The organism is Niveispirillum sp. KHB5.9, assembly GCF_048066115.1.
In the GTDB taxonomy this organism is placed as follows: domain Bacteria; phylum Pseudomonadota; class Alphaproteobacteria; order Azospirillales; family Azospirillaceae; genus Niveispirillum.
On record NZ_JBLTYX010000017.1, the window covers coordinates 133,928 to 155,943 of the forward strand.

A 22,016-nucleotide genomic window follows, 5' to 3' on the forward strand; every position below is an offset into this window, starting at 1 on the left:
GATGGCTCCCATTGCACCGTTCTTGGGGACATCATACGCGATTTCCCAACCTTTTGGGAAGAGTGCTAGAAAGATGGGCTAGTCCAATCGGAGTAACCCGAGGACAGACCCATGTCAAAACACCCCTGTGATCCGATTTTAACAAGTTAACCTGGCGAATTTTCAGCACTGGCACGGGCGCGGACCATGCCGATGGAAATCGTCGACATGACGACTTCATCCTTCTGGTTCAGCACTTCCGTCGTCTGGTGGATGGTGCCCATGTCGGGACGCGAGCGCGAGCGCTTCACTTCCCGGATGCTGACCCGTGCGCGCAGACGGTCACCCGGCCGCACCGGCTTCAGCCAACGCAGCTGGTCCAGGCCGGGAGAGCCCAGCGAAGTTTCCGGCGACAGCATATGATCGACCAGCATGCGCATCATGAAGCCCGCCGTCTGCCAGCCACTGGCCACCAGCCCGCCGAAATGGGTCTGCTTGCCAGCATCATCATCCAGGTGGAAGGGCTGCGGATCGTACTCACGCGCGAAGGTCACAATCTCCTCGGCGGTGACCAGACGGTCACCGAATTCGAATACCATACCGGGGACGAAATCCTCCAGATAACGGGCTGGCGGGCTCATGCTACTCCTTTCAGATCGGGATGCACGCGATTGGTTATCAGTCGCTTTTCCCTTCAATTGCAAGACGTTATCAGAAGACAAAGCCGTTTGGGCGTGCCAGTATCGGGGCATGGAAACGGGCTGCGCACCCGATCCGAACAAATTCCAAACCGAACTCAGTGAAGGTTCCCATGCAAGGCGACGCTACCGTCATCCGCCATCTCAACACCATCCTGGTCAACGAGCTGACGGCGATCAATCAGTATTTCCTGCATGCCCGCATGCTGAAGAACTGGGGCTTCCTGCGCCTTGGCAAGAAGGTGTACGAGGAAAGCATCGGTGAGATGAAGCATGCCGACCTGCTGATCGAACGCGTGCTGTTCCTGGAAGGGCTGCCGAACCTCCAGGACCTGCACAAGCTGAAGATCGGCGAGGATGTGCCGGAATGTTTCGAGGGCGACCTGTCCATCGAGACCCGCAACCGCACCGAGCTGATCGAAGCCATGCAGTATTGCGAGACGGTGCGCGACTATCAGTCCAAGGAGATTTTCCGCCGCATCCTGGAGGATACGGAGGAGCATATCGACTGGCTGGAGACGCAGCTGAGCCTGATCAAGAGCGTCGGCATCCAGAACTATCTGCAGGAACAGATCGGCCGGGATGAATAATCCCTTTCCAGGCCCCCCTGACGGGTCCCGAATTGGGTCCATCGAACAGGGGGGCCTGGGTTAAGCTTCCTCCAAATCAATCGGGGGAATGGGCGATGGCACGACTGGCACCGACGATCATCCTGGCCGGTCTGGCCGGTGCCGCCATCGACGGGGCCTATGCCTCTTCCCTGGGTATCATCCGCGACATCGGGGTGATGCGCGTCTGGCAGGGCGTGGCCGGCGGCTGGATCGGTCCGGCCGCGCGCGAGGGCGGGATCGCCACCGCCCTGCTGGGCGTGGCCACCCATATCGCCATCGCCCAGGTGATGGCGGCGGTTTTCGTGCTGGCGCTGGCGCGGCTGGAACCGTTGCGGCGCCACCGCTGGGCGGCGGCCACCGCCTATGGGCTGGGGCTCTACGCATTCATGTATCTTGTGGTGCTGCCGCTGCGCTGGCCGGAGGTTTTCCCGCGCTGGACCGGCCTGTTCTCCGTCACCGACATCGCCGCCCATATCGGTGTGGCCATGGCCATCGCCGCCGTGGCGAAATGGCGGGGGGTTTGAGGCAGGTACCTTTCAGCACCCCTCTCCCGTCATCCCGGCGAAAGCCGGGACCCAGGGGCGGCGTGCCCGACCTGTCGGCAGCGTTGATTGACGCTGCGTTAAGGTTTGTTCCTGTGGCCCCTGGGTCCCGGCATGCGCCGGGATGACGGTTGGGAAAGTGCCCAAACCGACCTATGCTGCCCTGCCCCGCCGCTTCTCCGCCAGCATGTGCGACAACAGCGCCCGCAGTGCCCCCGGCTTCACCGGCTTGTAGAGGATGCGGCAGCCGGCATGGGCCACGCTGTCCTTGACCGCGTCGGTGCGGTCGGCGGTAATCACGGCCGCCGGCAGGTCGGCACCGAACGTCGCCCGGATCAGGGCCAGGGCCTCCAGCCCGCTCAAGCCATGGTCCAGGTGGTAATCGGTCAGCACCACATCGGGTACCTTGTCCCCCAGGGCCGCCAGCGCCTCCACCCCCGTCGCCCCCCACACCACCTCGCACGACCAGCCGGACAAGAGCGCCATGGTGGCCTGGGCGATGGCCGGCTCATTCTCCACGCACAGGACCAGCGTGCCTTCCAGCCCGGTGACGCTGGCCCCGACCACGGGCCGGGCCGGATCGGCGGCGCGCGCCGACAGCGGCACCTCCACCGCGAAGCAGGAGCCCTTGCCCACTTCCGACCGCAAGGACACCTTGTGCCCCAGGATGGCGGCGAAGCGTTCGACGATGGAAAGGCCCAGCCCCAGCCCCTTGTCGCGGTCGCCCTGTCCGTTGCCCAGCTGGCGGAACTCCTGGAAGATCTCCAGCCGCTTCTCCTCCGGAATGCCGGGCCCCGTATCCCACACCTCCACCCGCACGGCGCCGGCCAGCCGGCGGCAGCCCACCAGGATGCGTCCGCGCGGGGTATAGCGCAGCGCATTGGCCAGCAGGTTCTGCACGATGCGGCGCAGCAGCACGGCGTCGGTATCCACCGTGACCTTCGACGGCACCCAGTCCAGCCGCAAGCCATGGCGCTGCGCCACCACCGCCAGCTCGTCGGTCAGGGGACGCAGCACATCATCGATGGCCACCGCCGTGCGGTTGGGCTTGACCACGCCCGTATCCAGCTTGGTGATGTCCAGCAGGTCGCCCAACAGCTGTTCCACCGAGCGCAGGGCGGCATCCGCCTGGTTGACCAGCGCGTCGGGCCCCCGGTCCAATGCGGCGGAGATGAACAGGCGGGCAGCGTGCAGCGGCTGCAGCAGGTCATGGCTGACGGCGGCCAGCAGACGGGTCTTGGACTGGTTGGCGCGGTCGGCCTCCAACTTGGCGACGGCCAGGTCGATGGTGCGCTCCGCGATGCCGCGCTCCAGCCCTTCATTGGCGGCGCGCAGATCCTCGGCCGCGCGGTGGCGCTCGGTGACGTCGGTATAGACGGCCACGAAGCCCCCGTCGGGCAGCGGGTTGGAGATGATTTCCAGCACCGACCCGTCGGGCCGCACGCGGTGGAAACTGTCGGGCTGGTCACGGCGCCTGGGGTCCAGACGGCGGGCAAACAGGGTCTCCACCTCCCCCCCTTCCCCGAACTCGCCCTGGCCCTGCAGGTAATTGACCAGTTCGCCCATGGGCGTGCCCACCTTGATCAGCCCGTCCGGCACCTCCAGCATCTCCAGGAAGCGGCGGTTCCACAGGCGCAGTCGGAAATCCTTGTCCACCGCGCAGATGCCCTTGCCGACATTCTCCAGGGTGGAGCGCATCAGGACATGGCTGTCCAGGATGGCGCGTGAGGCCTCGTCGATGATCGACCGCGCGTCGGACCGCGACAGGCGCCGGTCGGACAGCAGGCTGGCCACCACCACGCGGGCCGAGGCCGACCCGATGGCGCCGGCCAGCAGCCATTCGGTGGCGGCAACCGCCTCCTCATCGATGCGCAGCTTCAGCCCTTCCTCGAAATCCTCCTCACCGGGCGTCCGGGTGGCGGCCAGTTCGCGGAAGACCGGGTCGGCGCGGGTCCTTCCGACATAGCGGGCGGCCAGTTCATACAGGTCGGCCAGGGTGGCGCCGCGCGTCGGCGCCACCCCGTCATGCGCATCATGGCGCATGGAGACGAAGCGGCGGGCCTGCTGCTTCTCCAGCTCCGACTGTCCGGTGATGCCCGATACCAGGGCGATCATGAACAGGTTCAGCATCAGGCTGGTCAGCGCACCATGCGCCAGCGTGTCCAGGTCGTGGATGCCGCCCAGCCCGGTGGGCATCAGCCAGTCCAGCCCGAACAGCCCCTGGTCCATCAGATGCGCCGGGATCAGGCCGGCCACCGCGAAGGACGGGATCAGCACCGTATAGACCCAGGCGCCGAAACCCGTGACCAGACCGGTAATCGCGCCCGCTTTCGTGACCCGCCGGAAGAACAGGCCCATCAGCAGGGCCGGCGCGAACTGCGCCACGCCCGCGAAACTGACCGTGCCGATGGTGGCCAGCGGAAAGGTGGTGCCGATCAGCAGGTAATAGAGATAGGCCATGCCCAGCAGCGCCACCACGGCCAGCCGCCGCACGGTGAGCAGCATCGGTTTGGGATCATCGTGCCAGCGGCGCATGGCCGGCGGATAGGCCATCAGGATCGGCACGATCAGGTCGTTGCAGACCATGGTGGACAGGGCCACGGCGCCCACGATGATCATGCTGGTCGCCGCCGACAGCCCGCCCAGGAAGGCCAGCACCGCCATCCAGTCCATCCCCAGCTCCATCGGCAGGGTGACCAGGAACGTGTCGGCATTGACGCTGCCATCCGGGTACATCATCAGCCCGGCCAGCGCCACCGGCAGCACGAAGATGTTGATGGCCACCAGATACAGCGGGAACAGCCAGCTGGCGGTGCGGATATCACCGACATGGGTATTCTCCACCACCGTCACATGGAACTGCCGCGGCAGGCACAGGATGGCCAAGGCCGCCAGCAGGGTGATGGACCACCAGCTGAGGCCGAAATGCGGGGTCAGCAGGTGGGCCAGCCGCGGATCGCCCGCCGCGCGTTCGAAAATGCCGGCCGGCCCGCCCGCCACCGCGAAGACGATCCCCGCCCCCACCAGCATGGCGGCGGCCAGCTTCACGAAGCTTTCGGTGGAAATGGCCATCATCAGGCCGCGATGATGCTCGTTCGCATGGATGTTGCGCACGCCGAACAGGATGGCGAACAGGGCCATGGCGCAGGTGATGATGAAGGTGGTCTCACCGGGAATATCCATCACCCGGTTGGCAAACGGATCGCCGGCCAGCGCCTCCAGGCTGATGGTGATGGCCTTCAGCTGAAGCGCGAAATAGGGCAGCACCACGGTGACGGCCATGATGGTGATGATGGCGGCCAGCGCCCGGCTCTTGCCATAGCGGGCGGAGATGAAGTCGGAGATGGAAACGGTGTTCTCCGCCTTGGCCACCCGCACCATCTTGGCCAGGATCGGCCAGCCCAGCCCGAACAGCAGGATGGGCCCGACATAGATCGACAGGAAGTCCCAGCCGCTGGACGCCGCCCGCCCGATGGCGCCGTAGAAGGTCCAGGAGGTGCAATAGACGGCCAGCGACATGGCGTAGAGCAGGGGGGCGCGGCGTTCCTGCACCTGCGGCTGGCGCGCCGCATGGCGGTCACCCCACCAGGCGATGGCGAACAGCGCGGCGATGTACCCCAGCGCCAACCCCAGAACCGGCCAGTTCGACATGGATGCCCCTTCGCCTGTTTTGCGGGCAGTCTACGCCGGTTCAGGGGAAAACGTCATGGCGGCGATGGTCGGGGGGACGGAGAGTGGTTGCAAAACCGGCACCGGCTGCCCCAGTCTGGCAATTGCCCACGCCGCCGGAGCCATCATGAACCTTGCCGTGCGTCGCCTTCTGTTCGCCATGCTGCTGCCTTGGCTGCCGATGATGCCAGCTCTGGCCTGCTCCATCCACACGGACCCCGAACGGCCTTCCGCTTTCGACATCGTCTCTCAAGCCGATGCGATCATTGTCGGCCGGGTGCAGGACAGCCTTCCCGCACGCCCGGATTGGGGAAAGCAGCCCCTCGCGGATGGGCTTGTCGCCTTCAAACCACTTGAGGTGCTGAAGGGAAAGGTACCGGCCTTCGTCGGCGTCAGCGGGCGGATCGAGGGGCTCTGGACGGATGGCCCCGGCATGTGCAAGTCCCATTCCTTCGAAAGGGTCGAAACCTATCTGCTGGTCCTGGAGGATCGCGGCGATCATTTCATGGCTCGCGGCTATGCCAAGGCCAGCGGGACATCGATATGGCTTGCCGGTATCCAGACGCCGCTGTCGCTGGTGCGAACCTTCGCGCGGCTGCAGCAGGAGGGCGATGGCGATCAGCAGTGGCGGTCACTGGAGGATATGCTGAAACAGCGTCTGCATATCGGCGCGAGCCCGCAGGAACAGGCGGAAGCAAGGCATATCCTGGATCATCTCCGCTCCATCTCGGCCCATCATACAACGGGCCGACTGATAGCGCTCTACCACGACTTGGCAGCACACCGCATACCATCCTGGGGTCTGCGTACAACGGGTGGGTATCACGAGAAATGGGATGACCGCCCGTGGGCGCAGGTGGTGCGTGACCCGTCCCCGATCATCGACGACCCGAGTTTTCCCGAAAAGGACGATTGGGAGGCGATGCAGCGCATGGTGCTGGAGAAGCTGGCCCGGCCGGGCCATGACGATGCGGAACCCTTCTTTCGCCAGATCCTGGCCGAGCGTCCCCACGGTAGCGCCCTGATAGAGGCTCTGGCCTTCCTGGCGTGGCATGGGAAGCGGGTTGAAGCAACCGATCTGATGTACCGGTATTATTTCGCCCTCCTCGACACAAGGCCGGCGGAAACCTACCAGCTGGGTGTGCTGGCCAGGGCCATGGATGGTCCCCCGGGCCGCGAGAAGGATGAGGCACCGGCGTGGCGCGATGATCCCGTGCTGGCCGCCCGCTGGCCGGAACTGGCTTTTCGGTTTCGAAAGGACTTGGGCGATGAATGGGGACGGGCCTTTACGGATGCGGCCAGTGCCATTCAGGTCGCGGATTATCGCCGGGACGGTGAAAAGACGCGCCTTTTGGCCGCCATGTTCGAACCCGCCGTCCAGGCCTGGGCGAAGTCGGAATTGTCGGACAAGGCCCGCGCCCGGAACTGGTTCAGCCAGCCGGTGACTGATGACGCCGGAAAGCCGAACCCGGCCTTGCTGCCCATCCAGGTTCTGGTTGCGTCTTACTACCAGGATTCCGCTTCACCCGAACTGTTCGAGCTTTACTGCCAGGGCAACGGCGCCCGTCTGCTTCTGCTCACGGCGCTTGGAAGCGATCTGCGCGTACTTTATCTCGCCGAACGCATCGGCGCCTCACAGCAGCTTACGGAACTGGAGCGGCTGGTCCTCGCGCGATCGCTGGCGCAGATTTATACCCGCAAGCAGGCACAGCCGATGTCGCACACTGCCAATGCCAGCTTCGCCATGCTGACAGCCCTGCTGCGCGGGGAGAGGTTCGAAACGGAAGCGAAGCCCATTTCCTGCCAGTAAAGACCCGCCGGACGGGTGAGAAACCCTCACCGGTCCTTCACATAGGGCCGGCCGCTGGCCTTGGGCGGGATGGCCTTGCCCACGAAGCCGGCCAGCAGCAGCACGGTCAAGAGATAGGGCAGCGCCTCGATCAGCTGCACCGGCACTTCGCCGATGCCGGGCAGGGACACGCCCTGCAACCTTGTCTGAAGCGCGTCGGCAAAGGCGAACAGCAGGCAGGCGAACAGGGTCGGCACCGGTTTCCACTTGCCCAGGATCAAGGCGGCCAGCGCCAGGAAGCCCTTGCCGGCCGTCATGTTGGTCTGGAACCCCGCCCCTTGCGCGGTGGACAGATAGCTGCCGGCGATGCCGCACAACAGGCCGGCGATCAGCACCGCCTGATAGCGCAGTGCGGTGACCGGGATGCCGGCCGTATCCACGGCGGCCGGGTTCTCCCCCACCGCGCGCAGGCGCAAGCCGAAACGGGTGCGGTAGGCGATCCACCAGGTCAGCGGTACGATGGCCAGGGCCAGATAGACCAGCACATTATGGCCGCTGATCAGTTCGTAATAGAGCGGGCCGATCAGGGGCACGCCGCGCAGCGTTTCCGCCAGCGGCAGGGTGATCTCCCCGAACCGTGCATCGGCCGGCAGGTTGGGGGTGCGGCCCCCCATCTCGAACCAGGCCTGGCCCAGCACCGCTGTCAGGCCCAGGGCCACGATGTTCAGCGCCACGCCGGAGACGACCTGGTTGCCCTTGTGCGTGATGCAGGCGAAGCCGTGCAGCAGGGCCAGGACCAGCGAGGCCAGGATACCCGCACCCAAGCCCGCCCAGGCGGAACCGTAAATGGCGGCGGCGGCGGCGGACGCGAACGCCGCCACCAGCATCTTGCCCTCCAGCCCGATATCCACCACGCCGGCCCGTTCGGAATAGAAGCCGGCCAAGGCCGCCAGCAGCAGCGGCGTGGCCAGGCGGACGGTGCTGTCCAGCAGCGACAGAAGGCCCAGAAGCGTATCCATGGCTCAGGCCCCCGCCGGCTTGGCCGCGACGGGCGCGCGCCGCGTGAACAGGCGCACCAGCGCCGGGCGAAACATATGCTCCAGGGCGCCGGCGAACAGGATCACCGTGCCCTGGATCACCACCACCAGCTCCCGGCTGATGTTGGGATAATCGAAGACCAGTTCGGTACCGCCCTGGTACAGCGCGCCGAACAGGATGGCGGCGGGGATGATGCCGGCCGGATGGTTGCGGCCCATCAAGGCGACCGCGATGCCGGTGAAGCCCAGCCCGGCCGGGAAATTCAGCATCAGCCGGTGCTGCACCCCATGCAGCTCGTTCACGCCCAGCAGGCCGGCGAGCGCACCCGACAGGGCCATGGTGACGACGATGATCTTCTTGGGGTCGATGCCGGCATAAAGGGCCGCATTCTCGTTCGCCCCCGTGGCGCGCAGCGCGAAGCCCCAGCGCGTGTGCCAGATGAAGCCCCAGACGGCCAGGCAGGCCAAGAGCGCCAGGAACAGCGAGAAATTCAGCGGCGAGCTGTCCATCTCGATACCGATGGCGGCCAGCATGTCGGCCATCATCGGCAGGAACATCGAGGCGCTGAACGCCTCGCTTTCCGGCGACATCTGGCCCGGCTTGATCAGCACATTGACCATCAGATAGACCATCAGCGAGGACGCGATGAAATTGAACATGATGGTGGTGATGACGATGTGGCTGCCGCGATAGGCCTGCAGCCAGCCGGGGATCGCCGCCCACAGCGCCCCGAACGCCGCCCCGCCCAGCACCGACAGCGGCAAGGCCGCCCACCAGGGCCAGCCGGGCAGCGCCAGACAGACCAGGCCGACGCCCAGGCCCCCGATATAGGCCTGCCCCTCACCGCCGATATTGAACAGCCCGCCATGGAAGGCGATGGCCACGGCGAGTGCCGTGAAGATCAGGCTGGTCGCGTAATACAGCGTATAGCCGATGCCCTCACCGGTACCCAAGGCACCCCGCAGCATGGTGCCGAGCGCCCCCACCGGGTCCTCGCCGATGGCCAGGATGACCAGGGCGGAGACCAGCAGCGCCAGGGTGACATTGATCACCGGCAGCAGCAGGCCCGTCACCCACCAGGGAAGATTGTCGGAACCGCCCGCACTCATGCCGAAACCCCTTCCGTGACGGGGACGTCCTTGATGCCCGCCATCATCGTGCCGATCCGGCTTTCATTGGCCTCGGCCGCTGACAGCTCACCCACGATCTCCCCGTCGCACATCACCAGGATGCGGTCGGACAGGGCCAGGATCTCGTCCAGTTCGGCCGAAACCAGCAGGATGGCCTTGCCCCGGTCGCGCAGACCCACCAGCTGGCGGTGGATGAAGGCGATGGCGCCGATATCCACGCCCCTGGTCGGCTGCCCCACCAGCAATATATCCGGCTCCCGCTCCATCTCGCGCGCCATCACCAGCTTCTGCTGGTTGCCGCCGGAGAACAGGGCGGTGCGCAGATTGGGGTTGCCGGGGCGCACGTCGAACCGCTCCATCAACGAAACGGTCTTTGCAACCACCCGCTTCCAGTCCAGCCGCCAGCCCTTGGACAGGCTCTTGTCCTGGTGATAACCCAGGATGGCGCTCTCATGTGCCGGGAATTCCTTGATCACGGCCAGCTTCAGCCGGTCTTCGGGCACATGGGCCAGGCCACGGCGGCGGGCCTCGGCTGCATCATACTTGGTGGAAGGGGTGATTTCCCCGCCCTTCAGCGTGACCGTTCCGCTTTCGAAACGGGACATGCCAGACAGGACTTCCAACAATTCCGACTGGCCGTTGCCGGCCACGCCGGCGATGCCGACGATCTCTCCCGCCCGCACGCTCAGGCAGGCATCCTTCAGGGTGGTGACGCCGCGCCCGTCCACCACGTTGACATTCCGCGCCGACAGCAGCACCGCGCCCGGCGTGGCCGGCGCCTTGTCCACGGAAAGCGAGGTCTTGCGGCCGACCATGGCGTCGGCCAGGGCCTGGCGGTCGGTTTCCGCCGTGATGAACTCCGCCACCACCTGGCCCCGGCGCAGCACCGACACGCGGTCGGTGATGGCCATGATTTCCTTCAGCTTATGGGTGATCAGCAGCACGGTGCGGCCCTGCTGGCGCAGCCGTTCCAGGATGCGGAACAACTGCTCCACCTCCGGCGGCGACAGCACGGCCGTCGGCTCGTCCAGGATCAGCACTTCGGCCCCGCGATACAGCGCCTTCAGGATCTCCACCCGCTGCTGCACACCCACCGGCAAGTCGGAGACCAGCGCGTCCAGCGGCACTTCCAGGCCGAACTGCTGTTCCAGCGCCCGCACCTCGGCGCGGGCACGCTGCATGGCCGGGCCCAGGACCGGCCCGCCCTCATGGCCCAGCAGCAGGTTCTCCAGCACGGTGAAGGTCTCCACCAGCATGAAATGCTGATGGACCATGCCGATGCCCAGCTTGATCGCGTCCTGCGGCGTGCGGATGGAAACCTGTTTGCCGCGCACCAGGATGTCGCCGGCATCGGCCTCATAGAAACCGTACAAGATGCTCATCAGCGTCGACTTGCCGGCCCCGTTCTCGCCCACCAGCCCATGGATGCTGGCGGGTGCGAAGCGGAGCGTCACGTCGCGATTGGCATGGACGGGGCCGAATCGCTTGTCGATGCCGACAAGCTCGACCGCCCAGGCGGGGGAAACATGGTTATGGGCGGCCGACATGGTACCTGCTCAAACGCGGAGATCGGAACGAGGCGATCAGTATTTGCAGCCCTTGGCATCGTCGTAATTGGCGACGGTGCGGGTGCCGGCCTTGATCTCCGCCGTGGCCTTGTCCACGGCCGCCTGCATGGCGGGCGTGATCAGGGCCTTGTTATTCTCGTCGGAAGCCCAGCCCACGCCGTCCTCCTTCAGGCCCAGGCGGCGATGGCCGGCCTTCCAGGTGCCGTCCTGCGCGGTCTTGAACGCCTCGTACGCGGCTACGTCCACGCGCTTGACCATGCTGGTCAGCACCTTGCCGGGGAACAGGTGGTTCTGGTTGCTGTCCACGCCGATGGACAGCTTGCCGGCATCCGATGCCGCCTGCAGAACGCCCATGCCGGTCTGGCCGGCGGCGGCGAAGATCACGTCCGCCCCGCGGTCGAACTGGCTCTTGGCCAGCTCCGACCCGCGGGTGGGATCGGCCCATGCGGCGGGCGTGCTGCCAGCCATGTTGGCGACGACATTGGCCTTGGCATTGGTGGCCTTCACGCCCTGCTCATACCCGCAGGCGAAGCGGCGGATCAGCGGGATGTCCATGCCGCCGACGAAACCGACGGTGCCGGTCTTGCTGGCCATGGCGGCCAGCACGCCGACCAGGTAGGAACCCTCATGCTCGGCAAATTCGATCGACTGCACGTTGGGCAGGTCGACATTGCCGTCGATCAGGGTGAAGCGGACGTTCGGGAACTCCTTGGCCACCTTCTCCACCGAGGGCGCCATGGAGAAACCGACGGAGACGATGATGTCGGCGTTGCGGCTGGCCAGGCGGCGCAGGAACTGCTCGCGCTGCGCCTCGTTCGTCACCTCGAACCAGCGGAAATTGACGCCGGTATCCTTCTTGAACTTCTCGGCCCCGTTATTGGCGCCCTCGTTGAAGGACTTGTCGAAACGACCGCCCATGTCGAAAACGATGGCGGGTTCGAACGCCGCCGCCGGAATGGCCGTGGCGGCGGTGGACATGAACAGGGCAAGGGCCGCACAGGCGGCACGACGGGTAAACTTCATCGGCTCCGTTCCGAACAGCGGGCCCGCGGGCGGCACCCCGGTTCCAGGGCACCACCGGGAAAGGGTCCCAGCAATCATACCAGCCTGTGAAGCTAGCCAGTTCGCAGGCGCACGGCAAGGTGACAAAGCCCATCCGCTTCCTTCGCGATGCGGAATCTCTGTCCTGTGTCACATCGCCGCCGTGGCCACATCGCTTGCCACTGTCAAATAACTGTAGCATCCGGGGCGTATGAAACCTGACAAGTCATACCCTTCTTCGCACTGGAGCCCCCGCCCATGGCCGATAATCGTTTCCTGACCCATGAAGAGTTCGAGGCCATCCAGGACCGGGGCTCTTCTCCGGAAACCGAGCCCACCTTTGGTGAGGTGGTGCAGCAGCGGCTGGGGCGGCGCGACATCCTGCGCGGCATGCTGGGCACCAGCGCCATCGCCGCCTTCGCGCCGGCCATCTCGGCGCCTTTCCTGACCGGTGAGGCCCAGGCCCAAACGGCCGGCAGCGCCGGATTCGGCTTCAAGTTCGAGGAACTGGCCCGCGGTGTGGATGGCAAGCACCATGTGGCCCCCGGCTATGATGCCGACGTGCTGATCCGTTGGGGCGATCCCCTGTTCGCCGACAGCCCGGAATTCGACCCGATGAAGCAGACAGCCGAGGCCCAGCTGAAGCAGTTCGGCTATAATTGCGACTTCACCGCCTTCTACCCGCTGCCCCAGGGCTCCAAGAGCGCCGATCATGGCTTGCTGTGGGTGAACCATGAATATACCCAGGCGGAGATGATGTTCCCCGGCCTGGCGCCCGAGGGCCAGGACAAGTACCCGCCCGAATCCGTCACCAAGGAGATGGTGGATATCGAGATGGCGGCCCATAGCGGCACCATCGTGGAGGTCAAGCGCGGCGCCGACGGCAAGTGGACCTACGTGAAGGGCGGCAAGTTCAACCGCCGCATCAACGCGCTGAACACGAAGATGACCGTGACCGGTCCGGCTGCCGGCCATGCGCGGATGAAGACCAGGGACGATCCGGAAGGCCGCACCGTCATCGGCATGCTGAACAATTGCGCCGGCGGCGTCACCCCCTGGGGCACGGTCCTGTCGGGTGAGGAGAATATCGACGGCTATTTCATGGGCACGATCGACCAGTCCCATCCCGAACAGCGCAACTATGACCGCATGACGGTGCCGTCCCCCTGGTACCAGTGGGGCCGGTTCCATGACCGGTTCCATATCAACAAGGAAATCTACGCCGCGAATCGCTATGGCTGGATCGTGGAGATCGACCCGTACGATCCGACCAGCACGCCGCGCAAGCTGACCGCCCTGGGCCGCTTCAAGCATGAAGGGGCCGGCGTCACGCTCAACAGGGATGGCCGCGCCGTCGTCTATATGGGCGATGATCAGCGGTTCGAGCATGTGTACCGCTTCATCTCCAAGGGCACCTTCAACCCGGCCGACCGCAAGGCCAACATGAAGCTGCTGGACGAGGGCACCTTGTCCGTGGCGCGCTTCGATGCCGATGGCACCGTCAGCTGGCTGCCGCTGGTCCATGGCCAGGGGCCGCTAACCGCCGCCAACGGCTTCAAGGACCAGGGCGACGTCGTCATCTCCGCCCGCATCGCCGCCACCCTGCTGGGGGCCACCCGCATGGACCGGCCGGAAGATGTGGAGGTCAATCCCAAAACCGGGCTGGTCTATGTCATGCTGACCAACAATGACGACCGGCTGCCCGACGATCCGATCCACCCGGCCCAGGCCCGCCCCAATGTCGCCAACCCGCGCCCGGCCAACAGCTGGGGTCATATCATCGAGATGCACCCGCCCGGCGGCGACCACGCTGCACAGAAGTTCAAGTGGGAGATCCTGGTGAAGGCCGGCAACCCGGCCGATCCCAGGACCGGTGCCAATTTCAACAAGGCGACCACAGAAAATGGCTGGTTCTCCTGCCCCGACAATTGCGCCTTCGACAGCATGGGCCGCCTGTGGGTGGGCACCGACCAGGGCAGCAAATGGCAATGGACCTCGGGCTCGTCCGACGGCATCTGGGCGGTGGAAACCGACGGACCGCTGCGCGGTACCGCCCGGCTGTTCTTCCGCGTGCCGGTGGGGGCGGAACTGACCGGCCCCAGCTTCACGCCCGACGACCAGAGCCTGTTCATCTCCGTCCAGCACCCGGGATCGGACGCGGTGGACCGGTTCACCAGATCCGGCAACAAGCAGGGTACCTTCGCCGACCCCGGCACCCGCTGGCCCGACTTCAAGGACAGCATGCCGGCCCGCCCATCGGTGGTCGCCATCACCAAGAAGGGCGGGGGTGTGATCGGGGCGTGAGGGTACCCGCGAACTTTGGGCACCTTCATTTCCGTCGCTCTACCGTCACCCCGGCGAAGGCCGGGGCCCATGTCGTAGAGCAGGGCGCTTGTCACTTGGGCCCCGGCCTTCGCCGGGGTGACGGTAGATATTGCTGGAACCTTACAGCCCAACTTCCACGACGTCAGCGACACGCACGTAGCCTCAGCCCATCCCCCCTGTGCTCCACCCGCCACCGCCCCATTCCGTCATCATGCTGCAACGCATCGGACACTTGCAAATCCGCCCCGACCTCTGTCACAAGCAAAGGTGACGAAACCGGCCGGCCGGGTCGTCCCCCTTTGCACATGCGCCCTCTGACCGGCCCGCCGTGGCGGCGGCCTGGCCGGGGCGTTTTTCATGGGTCGCCTTGATGAAATCCGTGCTGCCGTCCACGCTCGCCTTGTCCCGCCGCCAATTGCTGCGCGGGGCCGGCGCCCTGGCGGTGACGGCATTGGCGATCCCGGCGGACCCGCGCCTGGCCTTCGGTGCGGTCAATTTCATCGACTATCCGTTCCAGCTGGGTGTGGCCTCGGGCGAACCCTGGCCCGACGGGTTCGTGATCTGGACGCGTCTGGCGCCCAAGCCGCTGGACCCCGGCTATGGCATGTCCAGCGACATCGTGCCCGTGGATTGGGAAGTGGCGGAGGACCGGCAGTTCCGCAAGATCGCCGCCAAGGGCACCGCGCTCGCCCATCCCGAGCTGGGCCATGCCGTGCATGTGGAGGTGGCGGGGCTGCTGCCCGGCCGGCCCTACTGGTACCGCTTCCGCTGCGGCGACCACCGGTCCCTGCAAGGCCGCGCCGTGACGGCGCCGGCAGCAGGTTCATCGGCGCAGAAGGTGCGCTTCGCCATCGCCGGTTGTCAGAATTACGACCAGGGCCTCTACACCGCCTTCGACCATCTGTCGCGGGAGGAGGTGGATTTCGTCTATCATTACGGCGACTACATCTATGAGGGCGTGTCCCGGCCGTTCTTCTTCAGCCGGCATCTGGACGATACCGTGCCCACGCCGCGCCGGGCCGACCTGCCCGACCCGGTGTCGCTGGACGAATATCGCCGCCGCTACGCCAAGTACAAGCTGGACACCGACCTGCAGAAGGCGCACGCCGCGGCCCCCTGGATCGCCGTCTGGGACGATCATGAGATCGTCGACAACTGGGCCAGCGACTTCAACTGGGATGCCACCCCGCCGGACATCTTCCGCCTGCGCCGGGCGGCGGCCGCCCAGGCCTATTACGAACATCTGCCCTTCCGCCGCGCCTCCTTGCCCGACGGGGCGCGCATGCAGCTTTACCGGAAGTTCGCCTTCGGCGACCTGATCGACATGCATGTGCTGGACACCCGCCAGTATCGCAGCGACCAGCCCTGCCGCGACGGCTTCCGCCCCGCCTGCCCCGATGTCGACAACCCGGCGCTCACCGTGCTGGGCGAGGCGCAGGAGAAATGGCTGTTCGACGGTCTGGCCAACGGCAAGGCGCGGTTCAACCTGCTGGCCCAGCAGGTGATGCTGATGCCGTGCGACCGGGAGCCGGGCGAGGCCAATATCCGCAACCTCGACACCTGGGACCCGTACCGCGTCGCCCGCAACCGCCTGCTGCGCCAGATCGAGGGCAACAATATCCGCAATGCCGTGGTCCTGACCGGCGACGAGCATCAGAACATCATCGGCAATGTCATCTATGACGACAAGGACCCGGCCAGCAAGGTCGTGGCCAGCGAGTTCGTCATCACCTCCATCTCTTCCGGCGGCGATGGCGGGCTGGAACGGCCGGCGGCCAAGGGCATGCTGGCCGAGAACCCCCATATCAAGATGATCAACGACCAGCGCGGCTATGGCATCTGCGAGGTCACACCTAAGCAGCTGACCATGGATCTGAAGGTCCTGGACCAGGTGACCACGCCGGGCGGCAAGCTGTCGAGCCGCGCCAAGTTCGCGGTCGATCCCAACAAGCCGGGCGTGCAGAAGGGGTGAGGGGCGGACGGCCGTAGGTTAGGTCGAGCCGAAGGCGAGCCCTGACAGAAACGGATTGAAAGCAATGCTGTCAGGGCTCGGCTGACGCCTCGACCTGACCTACGGCTGGTACCTTGAACCCGCTATACCAACCTGTATTGACAGGTTGGTTGGCGCGTTGAGCGCCCGCGGGCACGTGCCCGCGCAAGCCAAGCCGCCGGAGGCGGCGCCCGGCGCGTGAGGGAACAAAATATCAAGACGCCTCCGCCTGCGCCTCCACCGGCGTCAGGGCCAGCTTGCTGGCCACGATGGCGGCCTGGGTGCGGCTGACGACGCCCAGGCGGCGCAGGATCACCGTGACATGGGCCTTCACCGTGGTTTCCACCACGCCCATCTCATAGGCGATCTGCTTGTTCAGCTTGCCCTCGGCGATGCCGGCCAGCACGCGCAGCTGCTGCGGCGTCAATCCTGCCACGCGGGCGGCCATGTCGGCGTCGGGCGCCGGCGCCACGGTGCCGGACCCGGTGCCGACGCGCGGCAACCAGACGGCCCCGTCCAGCACGGCGCGGATCGCCTCCCCGATATGGGTGATGGGGGCGGATTTCGGCACGAAGCCGGCGGCCCCATATTCCATGGCGCGGTGGATGGTGGCCGCGTCTTCGGATGCCGAGACCACGATGATGGGGATGGAGGGATATTCGTTGCGCAGCAATGCCAGGCCGATCAGGCCGTTCATCCCCGGCATGTGCAGGTCCAGCAGGATCGTGTCTATCCCCGGCTCGCGCTTCAGCGCGTCCTCCACCTCTGAAAAGCAGGAGGCTTCCACGGTGGACAGGTCGGGCACATTGCCCGTCACCGACTGGCACAGGGCGGCACGCATCAATGGATGATCATCGGCCACCAGAACCCGGATCGCCATTCCCTTTGCCCCTCCCGAAATCCCATTACCGCCGTGGCTGTTTTTCGCCACTGTCTTTATGAAGGATTGAATGCGCATCCGGACACGGACGCAAGCACGCATTTGCCCAAAAAGAATATGGCGGGTGGTTTTGCACCACCCGCCAAGTTGTTTAGGGGGAAATCGACAGAACTGGTGCCTGTACCCGATCCCGATAAGTATGATTTGTCGGGATTTGGCCCCGCGGCACCTCCAGGCCCGGTGATCGCCTTGGCGACCACCGGGAACAAGGATCAATCGTCGGCGTAGATATCCACGTCCTTGGTTTCCTTCACGAACAGCAGGCCGATGACCAGCGTGCCGGCCGCGATGATGATCGGGTACCAGAGACCGGAATAGATGTCGCCGGTGGCCGCCACGATGGCCAGGCTGGTGGTCGGCAGGAACCCGCCGAACCAGCCATTGCCGATATGGTAGGGCAGCGACATCGAGGTGTAGCGGATGCGGGTGGGGAACATTTCCACCAGCATGGCGGCGATCGGGCCGTACACCATGGTCACATAGATGACCAGGATGGTCAGCAGCAGCACGACCATGGGCTTGTTCATGGCCGCATTGTCGGCCTTGGCCGGGAAGCCGGCGGCGACCAGCGCATCGCCCACCGACTTGGTGAAGGCGGCGCCGGCGGCTTTGGTGTCGACCGGGGCGGCCGACGGGGTATGGCCCAGGTTCACCTCGGTCTTGGTGGCGATACCGCTGCCATCATAGCTGTCGATGACGGTGTCGCCGACCTTGATCTGGGCGATGGTGCCGGCGGGGGCCGCCTCGTTGCTGTAGGGCACGCCCTTGGCCACCAGGGCCGACTTGGCGATGTCGCAGCTCGACGTGAACTTCGCCGTCGCCGTCGGGTTGAACTGGAACGAGCATTCGTTCGGGTCGGCGATCACCACCACCGGGGAGGTGGCGACGGCCGTTTCCAGGGCCGGGTTGGCGAAGTGGGTGATGCCCTTGAACAGCGGGAAGTAGGTGACGATGGCCAGCGCCAGACCCGCCATGATGATCGGCTTGCGGCCGATCTTGTCGGAGAGCGAGCCGAAGAAGATGAAGAACGGCGTGCCGATGGCCAGCGCGATGGCGATCAGGATGTTGGCCGTGAAGGCATCGACCTTCAGGATCGAGGTCAGGAAGAACAGGGCGTAGAACTGGCCCGTGTACCAGACCACGGCCTGACCGGCGACCAGGCCCAGCAGCGCCAGAATGACCACCTTCAGATTCTTCCACTGGCCGAAGGCCTCGGTCAGCGGCGCCTTGGAATGCTTGCCCTCCGCCTTCATCTTCACGAAAGCCGGGCTTTCATTCAGCATCAGGCGGATCCAGACCGAGATGCCCAGCAGCAGGATCGAGATCAGGAACGGAATGCGCCAGCCCCAGGTCTCGAAATCCTCGACCGACATGTTGGAGCGGCAGGCCAGGATGACCAGCAGCGACATGAACAGGCCCAGCGTCGCCGTGGTCTGGATCCAGGCCGTGTAGTTGCCGCGACGGCCATGGGGCGCGTGCTCGGCCACATATGTCGCCGCACCGCCATATTCACCGCCCAGCGCCAGGCCCTGCAGCAGGCGCAGGATGATCAGGATGATCGGGGCGGCGATGCCGATGGAGGCATAGTTGGGCAGGACACCGACGATGAAGGTCGACGCGCCCATGATCAGGATGGTGACCAGGAAGGTGTATTTGCGGCCGATCATGTCGCCCAGACGGCCGAAGACCAGCGCACCGAACGGGCGCACGAAGAAACCGGCGGCAAAGGCCAGCAGGGCGAAGATCAGCCCGGCGGTGGGGTTCACGCCGGAGAAGAACTGCTTGGCGATGACGGCCGCGAGCGAGCCGTACAGGTAGAAGTCGTACCATTCGAACACGGTGCCAAGCGAAGAGGCGAAGATAACCTTACGCTCTTCCTTGGTCATCGGGGCCGGGGTCGCCCCGCCCACTGCCACATTAGCCATGTGCCCTCCCTTTATTCGCACGTCGCGTCAGACGGAACCGGCCCTGGCGTTGTTATGCGCCACCCCGCCGGGCGGCCTTTCTTAGGCGTCCGGGTCGGTCTTGAGGCTTGCACGATGGGACAGGCGGAAGGTTAACGCAGCCCCGACCTTGGTCGCTGCGACCTTGGTCCAGAGGCTTGAAACCATTATGAAATTTGTGCGCCGCAATATAATCGGTTGTTAATAATTGTTATGACGTGCGCTTTCGCATATCGCGGTGCAGGTCGAAAGCCACGCCCAGCAGGATGGCCATCTGCTCCAGATAGGCCGCATCCTCTTCCGACCATGTGCGCGCCCGCCCGCCCTGTTCGCAGCACAACACGGCCACCGCCCGCCCGTCGGTGCAGACCACATGGTCCAGCAGCGAGCGCACGTCGCGATAAAGCAGATAATTGGCAAGGCAGGATGTGGCGGGATGGGCAGCCGCGTCATCGGCCATCACCCGGCTGTCGCGGCGCAATGCCTGGAAATAGGCGCCCGAATCCGCCTCCCGCAGCCTTGTCCCGCGCAGCAGGCGGGCATCGCGCCCATCGTAAAGGGCGGCGCATTCGATGGCGGTTGCGTCATCATCGAAGAACCAGACGCTGCCGCTGCTGACGCCCAGATCCTCCACGATGTCCCGGCAGGCCGCATCGAAGACCGGCGGCAAATCCTCCGCCCGTCCGCGAAACGCCGCCAGGGCCGTCCGCACATGCCGCATGCACGCCCCCGTCCCATCCCCACAGCCCTCCGGCTGCGTGATTGAGTATTCATCGCCGCGGGGGAGACCGCAACCCGGTATCGCAATGCAACATTATGCGGGACCGCATCGGGTGGACCTTGGTCCAGGCCGGGTTTCACCCCATCAAGGCGGTGATCCGGCGGGAAAGGGCCGACAGATGCGCACGCTGGCCATCGGTCAGGCCGGACGGCCCCACCTGCAACTGCTCCAGCGCCGTGACGGTGCGATCGACATGGCGCAGGGCCACCGTCACCTTGTCGTTGGACAGCCCGGCCGTGGCCGGATTGGCGGGCGCATCGCCCGCCTTTTCGGCGCGAATCGCCCGCACGGTCAGCGACCCCTGGCAGGCGCGCTCCCACAGGGCCAACTGGCGCTCCGGTTCATCGATGGTGGCCAGTTCCACCAGCATGGACCGCGACACCAGCCGCTCATGCTGCGGGAAGCCCTGCAGAATGTCGGGATGCAGGGTCAGCAGCCGCAGGGTGGAACTGATCTGGCCCTGGGTGCGGCCGATGGCCCGGCCCAGCGCATCCTGGGTGTAATGATGCTTGTCCATCAGGCGCTGCAGGGCGGCCGCCTCCTCCAGCGCGTTCAGATCCTGGCGTTGCAGGTTCTCGATCAGCGCGATCTCGTCCACGTCGCCGCGCGTCACCAGGGCCGGCAGCCAGTCCCAGCCCAGCCGGCGGGCCGCCCGCCAGCGCCGCTCCCCCGACACGATCTCGAAAATATCGTCCCCATCCCCGGCCGGGCGCACCAGCAGCGGATGCAGCACCCCCACCCGCGCCATGCTGGCCGCCAGCTCGTCCAGCGCATCCAGGTCGAAATACCGGCGCGGCTGGTCCGGGCGCGGGCGCAGCCGGTCCAGTTCCAGGGTCAGGACCTGGGGGGCCTGGAATTCGGCATCATCCGGATCGGCGGGAAGGGGGGAGGTCGGCAGCATGGGCAGACACCACGGCAGAATCGCTGCGATGCCCTTAGATCAATCGGCCCCCGCCGTCAACGAAGGGGCGCATGCAAAATTCCGGACCGATCCGGGCACTGGCGCTCTCCACAGTCATCCTCGCGAACGCGGGGATCCAGCAAGAGCGGCGTCTGCCGCGATATAAGCTATACCGGCGCTGATCGCGCCTCACGCTGGATTCCCGCGTTCGCGGGAATGACGGTAAAGAAGGCTGGAACGAAAGCACCCAGCGGAACCGGGTTCTTAAAGCAATAACAGCCTCACGCCACCATGGCGTCCAGCGGCGTGAAGGTGGGCACGGCCGGCAGCGACAGATAGGCCGACGGCGTCACCGTGCGTCGCTCATAGAGGCAGACCGGCGTGCCGTCGGGCAGGCGCATCGGCACCCAGCGGGTCAGCGCATGGCGCACCGTCATGCCGCCCTGTACATATTGCAGCCAGATCAGGCGCATGGTGGCCATCACCATCTCGCCGCCGAAGAAACTGCCCTGGCTGTTCAGCATGGCGTCGGCTTCCGCCGTCAGTTCCACCTGCTGATAGGTGCGCGGCGTGAAGAAAACGTCCCGCCCCAGCGGCTGTTCGGCGATCAGCGCGTTGCTGAGTTCCAGAATACGGCTGGGCCTGCCCACCTGCGGATCGCGGTCGGTGCGGAAAAGATAGCGGGATGCCTTGCTGTCGCGGACCAGGGAGGCCAGCTGCGCATCACCCACCGGCTGCCCCAGCAGATCGCGCACCAGGCGCTGCACCGCGGGGTCGGGCAGGTCGGCGCCGGTCTCCCAGCTGCGCAGGGCGGTGGGCGAGACCTTCAGCTGCGCCGCCATCTGGGCAAGCGTCCAGAAGCGCGTGCCGCGCACCATGCGCAGCATGTCCGGCCAACAGACCCGATCGCCCCCAACCACCTGCCCGTCCATGTGCCCCAACATGCCGTCGCTGATTGCTATTGTTTCTTTACACTGATTCCAGAGTTCGCATGAAGCGGGAAATGGGCAAGGTAAATAAAAAATGAAAAAGCTGCTGAATCAATGTTCAGGAAGACGGGAATAGCGGCAT

The 22,016-nt window shown here is 65.6% G+C and carries 16 protein-coding genes; 5 read left to right on the forward strand and 11 right to left on the reverse strand.

What is annotated here, in order from left to right; genetic code table 11:
- Positions 1 to 146 precede the first annotated feature (146 nt).
- The gene (locus ACM9HJ_RS23385) at positions 147 to 620 is read right to left on the reverse strand and encodes a MaoC family dehydratase (RefSeq protein WP_416574184.1); all 474 of its coding nucleotides are present in this window, start codon (positions 618 to 620) and stop codon (positions 147 to 149) included.
- Between the two features lie 170 nt (positions 621 to 790).
- Here ACM9HJ_RS23385 and bfr point away from each other — a divergent pair, with 170 nt between their 5' ends.
- Together bfr and ACM9HJ_RS23395 are read left to right on the forward strand one after the other, a co-directional pair.
- Positions 791 to 1,267: a bacterioferritin gene (gene bfr / locus ACM9HJ_RS23390; RefSeq protein WP_416574185.1), complete on the forward strand. Its 477-nt coding sequence runs from the start codon at positions 791 to 793 to the stop codon at positions 1,265 to 1,267.
- 95 nt (positions 1,268 to 1,362) lie between these two features.
- Positions 1,363 to 1,812 carry a hypothetical protein gene (locus tag ACM9HJ_RS23395; RefSeq protein WP_416574186.1) on the forward strand — a complete coding sequence of 150 codons (450 nt, stop codon included), beginning with the start codon at positions 1,363 to 1,365 and terminating at the stop codon, positions 1,810 to 1,812.
- Between the two features lie 171 nt (positions 1,813 to 1,983).
- Here ACM9HJ_RS23395 and ACM9HJ_RS23400 read toward each other — a convergent pair whose 3' ends face one another.
- Positions 1,984 to 5,481, reverse strand: a complete 3,498-nt coding sequence (locus ACM9HJ_RS23400; protein WP_416574187.1) for a NahK/ErcS family hybrid sensor histidine kinase/response regulator — start codon at positions 5,479 to 5,481, stop codon at positions 1,984 to 1,986.
- Here ACM9HJ_RS23400 and ACM9HJ_RS23405 point away from each other — a divergent pair.
- Positions 5,441 to 7,309, forward strand: a complete 1,869-nt coding sequence (locus tag ACM9HJ_RS23405; RefSeq protein ID WP_416574188.1) for a hypothetical protein — start codon at positions 5,441 to 5,443, stop codon at positions 7,307 to 7,309. The two genes, ACM9HJ_RS23400 and ACM9HJ_RS23405, sit on opposite strands and share 41 nt — an antisense overlap.
- 26 nt (positions 7,310 to 7,335) lie before the next feature.
- Here the strand turns inward: ACM9HJ_RS23405 and ACM9HJ_RS23410 are convergent, their stop codons facing one another.
- The 4 genes from ACM9HJ_RS23410 to ACM9HJ_RS23425 are packed head-to-tail and all read right to left on the reverse strand — an operon-like array spanning position 7,336 to position 12,047.
- Complete coding sequence (locus ACM9HJ_RS23410) at positions 7,336 to 8,307, reverse strand: ABC transporter permease (protein WP_416574189.1); 972 nt, start codon at positions 8,305 to 8,307, stop codon at positions 7,336 to 7,338.
- A gap of 3 nt (positions 8,308 to 8,310) precedes the next feature.
- Positions 8,311 to 9,435 carry an ABC transporter permease gene (locus ACM9HJ_RS23415; RefSeq protein ID WP_416574190.1) on the reverse strand — a complete coding sequence of 375 codons (1,125 nt, stop codon included), beginning with the start codon at positions 9,433 to 9,435 and terminating at the stop codon, positions 8,311 to 8,313.
- The gene (locus tag ACM9HJ_RS23420) at positions 9,432 to 11,003 is read right to left on the reverse strand and encodes an ABC transporter ATP-binding protein (RefSeq protein WP_416574191.1); all 1,572 of its coding nucleotides are present in this window, start codon (positions 11,001 to 11,003) and stop codon (positions 9,432 to 9,434) included. The genes ACM9HJ_RS23415 and ACM9HJ_RS23420 overlap by 4 nt, the downstream gene beginning before the upstream one ends.
- Before the next feature lie 36 nt (positions 11,004 to 11,039).
- Positions 11,040 to 12,047, reverse strand: coding sequence for a BMP family lipoprotein (locus tag ACM9HJ_RS23425; RefSeq protein ID WP_416574192.1), 1,008 nt, complete (start codon positions 12,045 to 12,047; stop codon positions 11,040 to 11,042).
- A 276-nt stretch (positions 12,048 to 12,323) separates the two neighbouring features.
- Between ACM9HJ_RS23425 and ACM9HJ_RS23430 the strand changes: the two genes are divergently transcribed.
- Both ACM9HJ_RS23430 and ACM9HJ_RS23435 read left to right on the forward strand, forming a co-directional pair.
- On the forward strand, positions 12,324 to 14,369 hold the full coding sequence (locus ACM9HJ_RS23430; protein WP_416574193.1) for a PhoX family protein: 2,046 nt from the start codon (positions 12,324 to 12,326) through the stop codon (positions 14,367 to 14,369).
- Between the two features lie 391 nt (positions 14,370 to 14,760).
- On the forward strand, positions 14,761 to 16,362 hold the full coding sequence (locus ACM9HJ_RS23435; RefSeq protein ID WP_416574194.1) for an alkaline phosphatase D family protein: 1,602 nt from the start codon (positions 14,761 to 14,763) through the stop codon (positions 16,360 to 16,362).
- A 232-nt stretch (positions 16,363 to 16,594) separates the two neighbouring features.
- Here the strand turns inward: ACM9HJ_RS23435 and ACM9HJ_RS23440 are convergent, their stop codons facing one another.
- From ACM9HJ_RS23440 to ACM9HJ_RS23460, 5 genes are all read right to left on the reverse strand, one after another.
- Positions 16,595 to 17,260: a response regulator gene (locus tag ACM9HJ_RS23440; RefSeq protein WP_416574195.1), complete on the reverse strand. Its 666-nt coding sequence runs from the start codon at positions 17,258 to 17,260 to the stop codon at positions 16,595 to 16,597.
- A gap of 272 nt (positions 17,261 to 17,532) precedes the next feature.
- Positions 17,533 to 19,245, reverse strand: a complete 1,713-nt coding sequence (locus ACM9HJ_RS23445) for an MFS transporter (protein WP_416574196.1) — start codon at positions 19,243 to 19,245, stop codon at positions 17,533 to 17,535.
- A gap of 229 nt (positions 19,246 to 19,474) precedes the next feature.
- On the reverse strand, positions 19,475 to 19,984 hold the full coding sequence (locus ACM9HJ_RS23450; RefSeq protein ID WP_416574197.1) for a GAF domain-containing protein: 510 nt from the start codon (positions 19,982 to 19,984) through the stop codon (positions 19,475 to 19,477).
- Positions 19,985 to 20,120: 136 nt separating this feature from the next.
- On the reverse strand, positions 20,121 to 20,945 hold the full coding sequence (locus ACM9HJ_RS23455) for a ParB/RepB/Spo0J family partition protein (protein WP_416574198.1): 825 nt from the start codon (positions 20,943 to 20,945) through the stop codon (positions 20,121 to 20,123).
- Between the two features lie 281 nt (positions 20,946 to 21,226).
- Positions 21,227 to 21,865 (reverse strand): helix-turn-helix domain-containing protein, encoded by a 639-nt coding sequence (locus ACM9HJ_RS23460; RefSeq protein ID WP_416574199.1) that lies wholly within the window; start codon positions 21,863 to 21,865, stop codon positions 21,227 to 21,229.
- Between the last annotated feature and the right edge of the window lie 151 nt (positions 21,866 to 22,016).

Excerpts from the sequence above, each read along its gene's own strand:
- ACM9HJ_RS23420 (WP_416574191.1), bottom strand. The coding sequence starts at position 11,003 with ATGTCGGCCGCCCATAACCATGTTTCCCCCGCCTGGGCGGTCGAGCTT.
- ACM9HJ_RS23430 (WP_416574193.1), top strand. The coding sequence starts at position 12,324 with ATGGCCGATAATCGTTTCCTGACCCATGAAGAGTTCGAGGCCATCCAG.
- ACM9HJ_RS23440 (WP_416574195.1), bottom strand. The coding sequence starts at position 17,260 with ATGGCGATCCGGGTTCTGGTGGCCGATGATCATCCATTGATGCGTGCC.
- ACM9HJ_RS23425 (WP_416574192.1), bottom strand. The coding sequence starts at position 12,047 with ATGAAGTTTACCCGTCGTGCCGCCTGTGCGGCCCTTGCCCTGTTCATG.
- ACM9HJ_RS23395 (WP_416574186.1), top strand. The coding sequence starts at position 1,363 with ATGGCACGACTGGCACCGACGATCATCCTGGCCGGTCTGGCCGGTGCC.
- ACM9HJ_RS23400 (WP_416574187.1), bottom strand. The coding sequence starts at position 5,481 with ATGTCGAACTGGCCGGTTCTGGGGTTGGCGCTGGGGTACATCGCCGCG.
- bfr (WP_416574185.1), top strand. The coding sequence starts at position 791 with ATGCAAGGCGACGCTACCGTCATCCGCCATCTCAACACCATCCTGGTC.
- ACM9HJ_RS23405 (WP_416574188.1), top strand. The coding sequence starts at position 5,441 with ATGTACCCCAGCGCCAACCCCAGAACCGGCCAGTTCGACATGGATGCC.
- ACM9HJ_RS23445 (WP_416574196.1), bottom strand. The coding sequence starts at position 19,245 with ATGGCTAATGTGGCAGTGGGCGGGGCGACCCCGGCCCCGATGACCAAG.
- ACM9HJ_RS23435 (WP_416574194.1), top strand. The coding sequence starts at position 14,761 with ATGAAATCCGTGCTGCCGTCCACGCTCGCCTTGTCCCGCCGCCAATTG.
- ACM9HJ_RS23450 (WP_416574197.1), bottom strand. The coding sequence starts at position 19,984 with ATGCGGCATGTGCGGACGGCCCTGGCGGCGTTTCGCGGACGGGCGGAG.
- ACM9HJ_RS23415 (WP_416574190.1), bottom strand. The coding sequence starts at position 9,435 with ATGAGTGCGGGCGGTTCCGACAATCTTCCCTGGTGGGTGACGGGCCTG.
- ACM9HJ_RS23455 (WP_416574198.1), bottom strand. The coding sequence starts at position 20,945 with ATGCTGCCGACCTCCCCCCTTCCCGCCGATCCGGATGATGCCGAATTC.
- ACM9HJ_RS23385 (WP_416574184.1), bottom strand. The coding sequence starts at position 620 with ATGAGCCCGCCAGCCCGTTATCTGGAGGATTTCGTCCCCGGTATGGTA.
- ACM9HJ_RS23410 (WP_416574189.1), bottom strand. The coding sequence starts at position 8,307 with ATGGATACGCTTCTGGGCCTTCTGTCGCTGCTGGACAGCACCGTCCGC.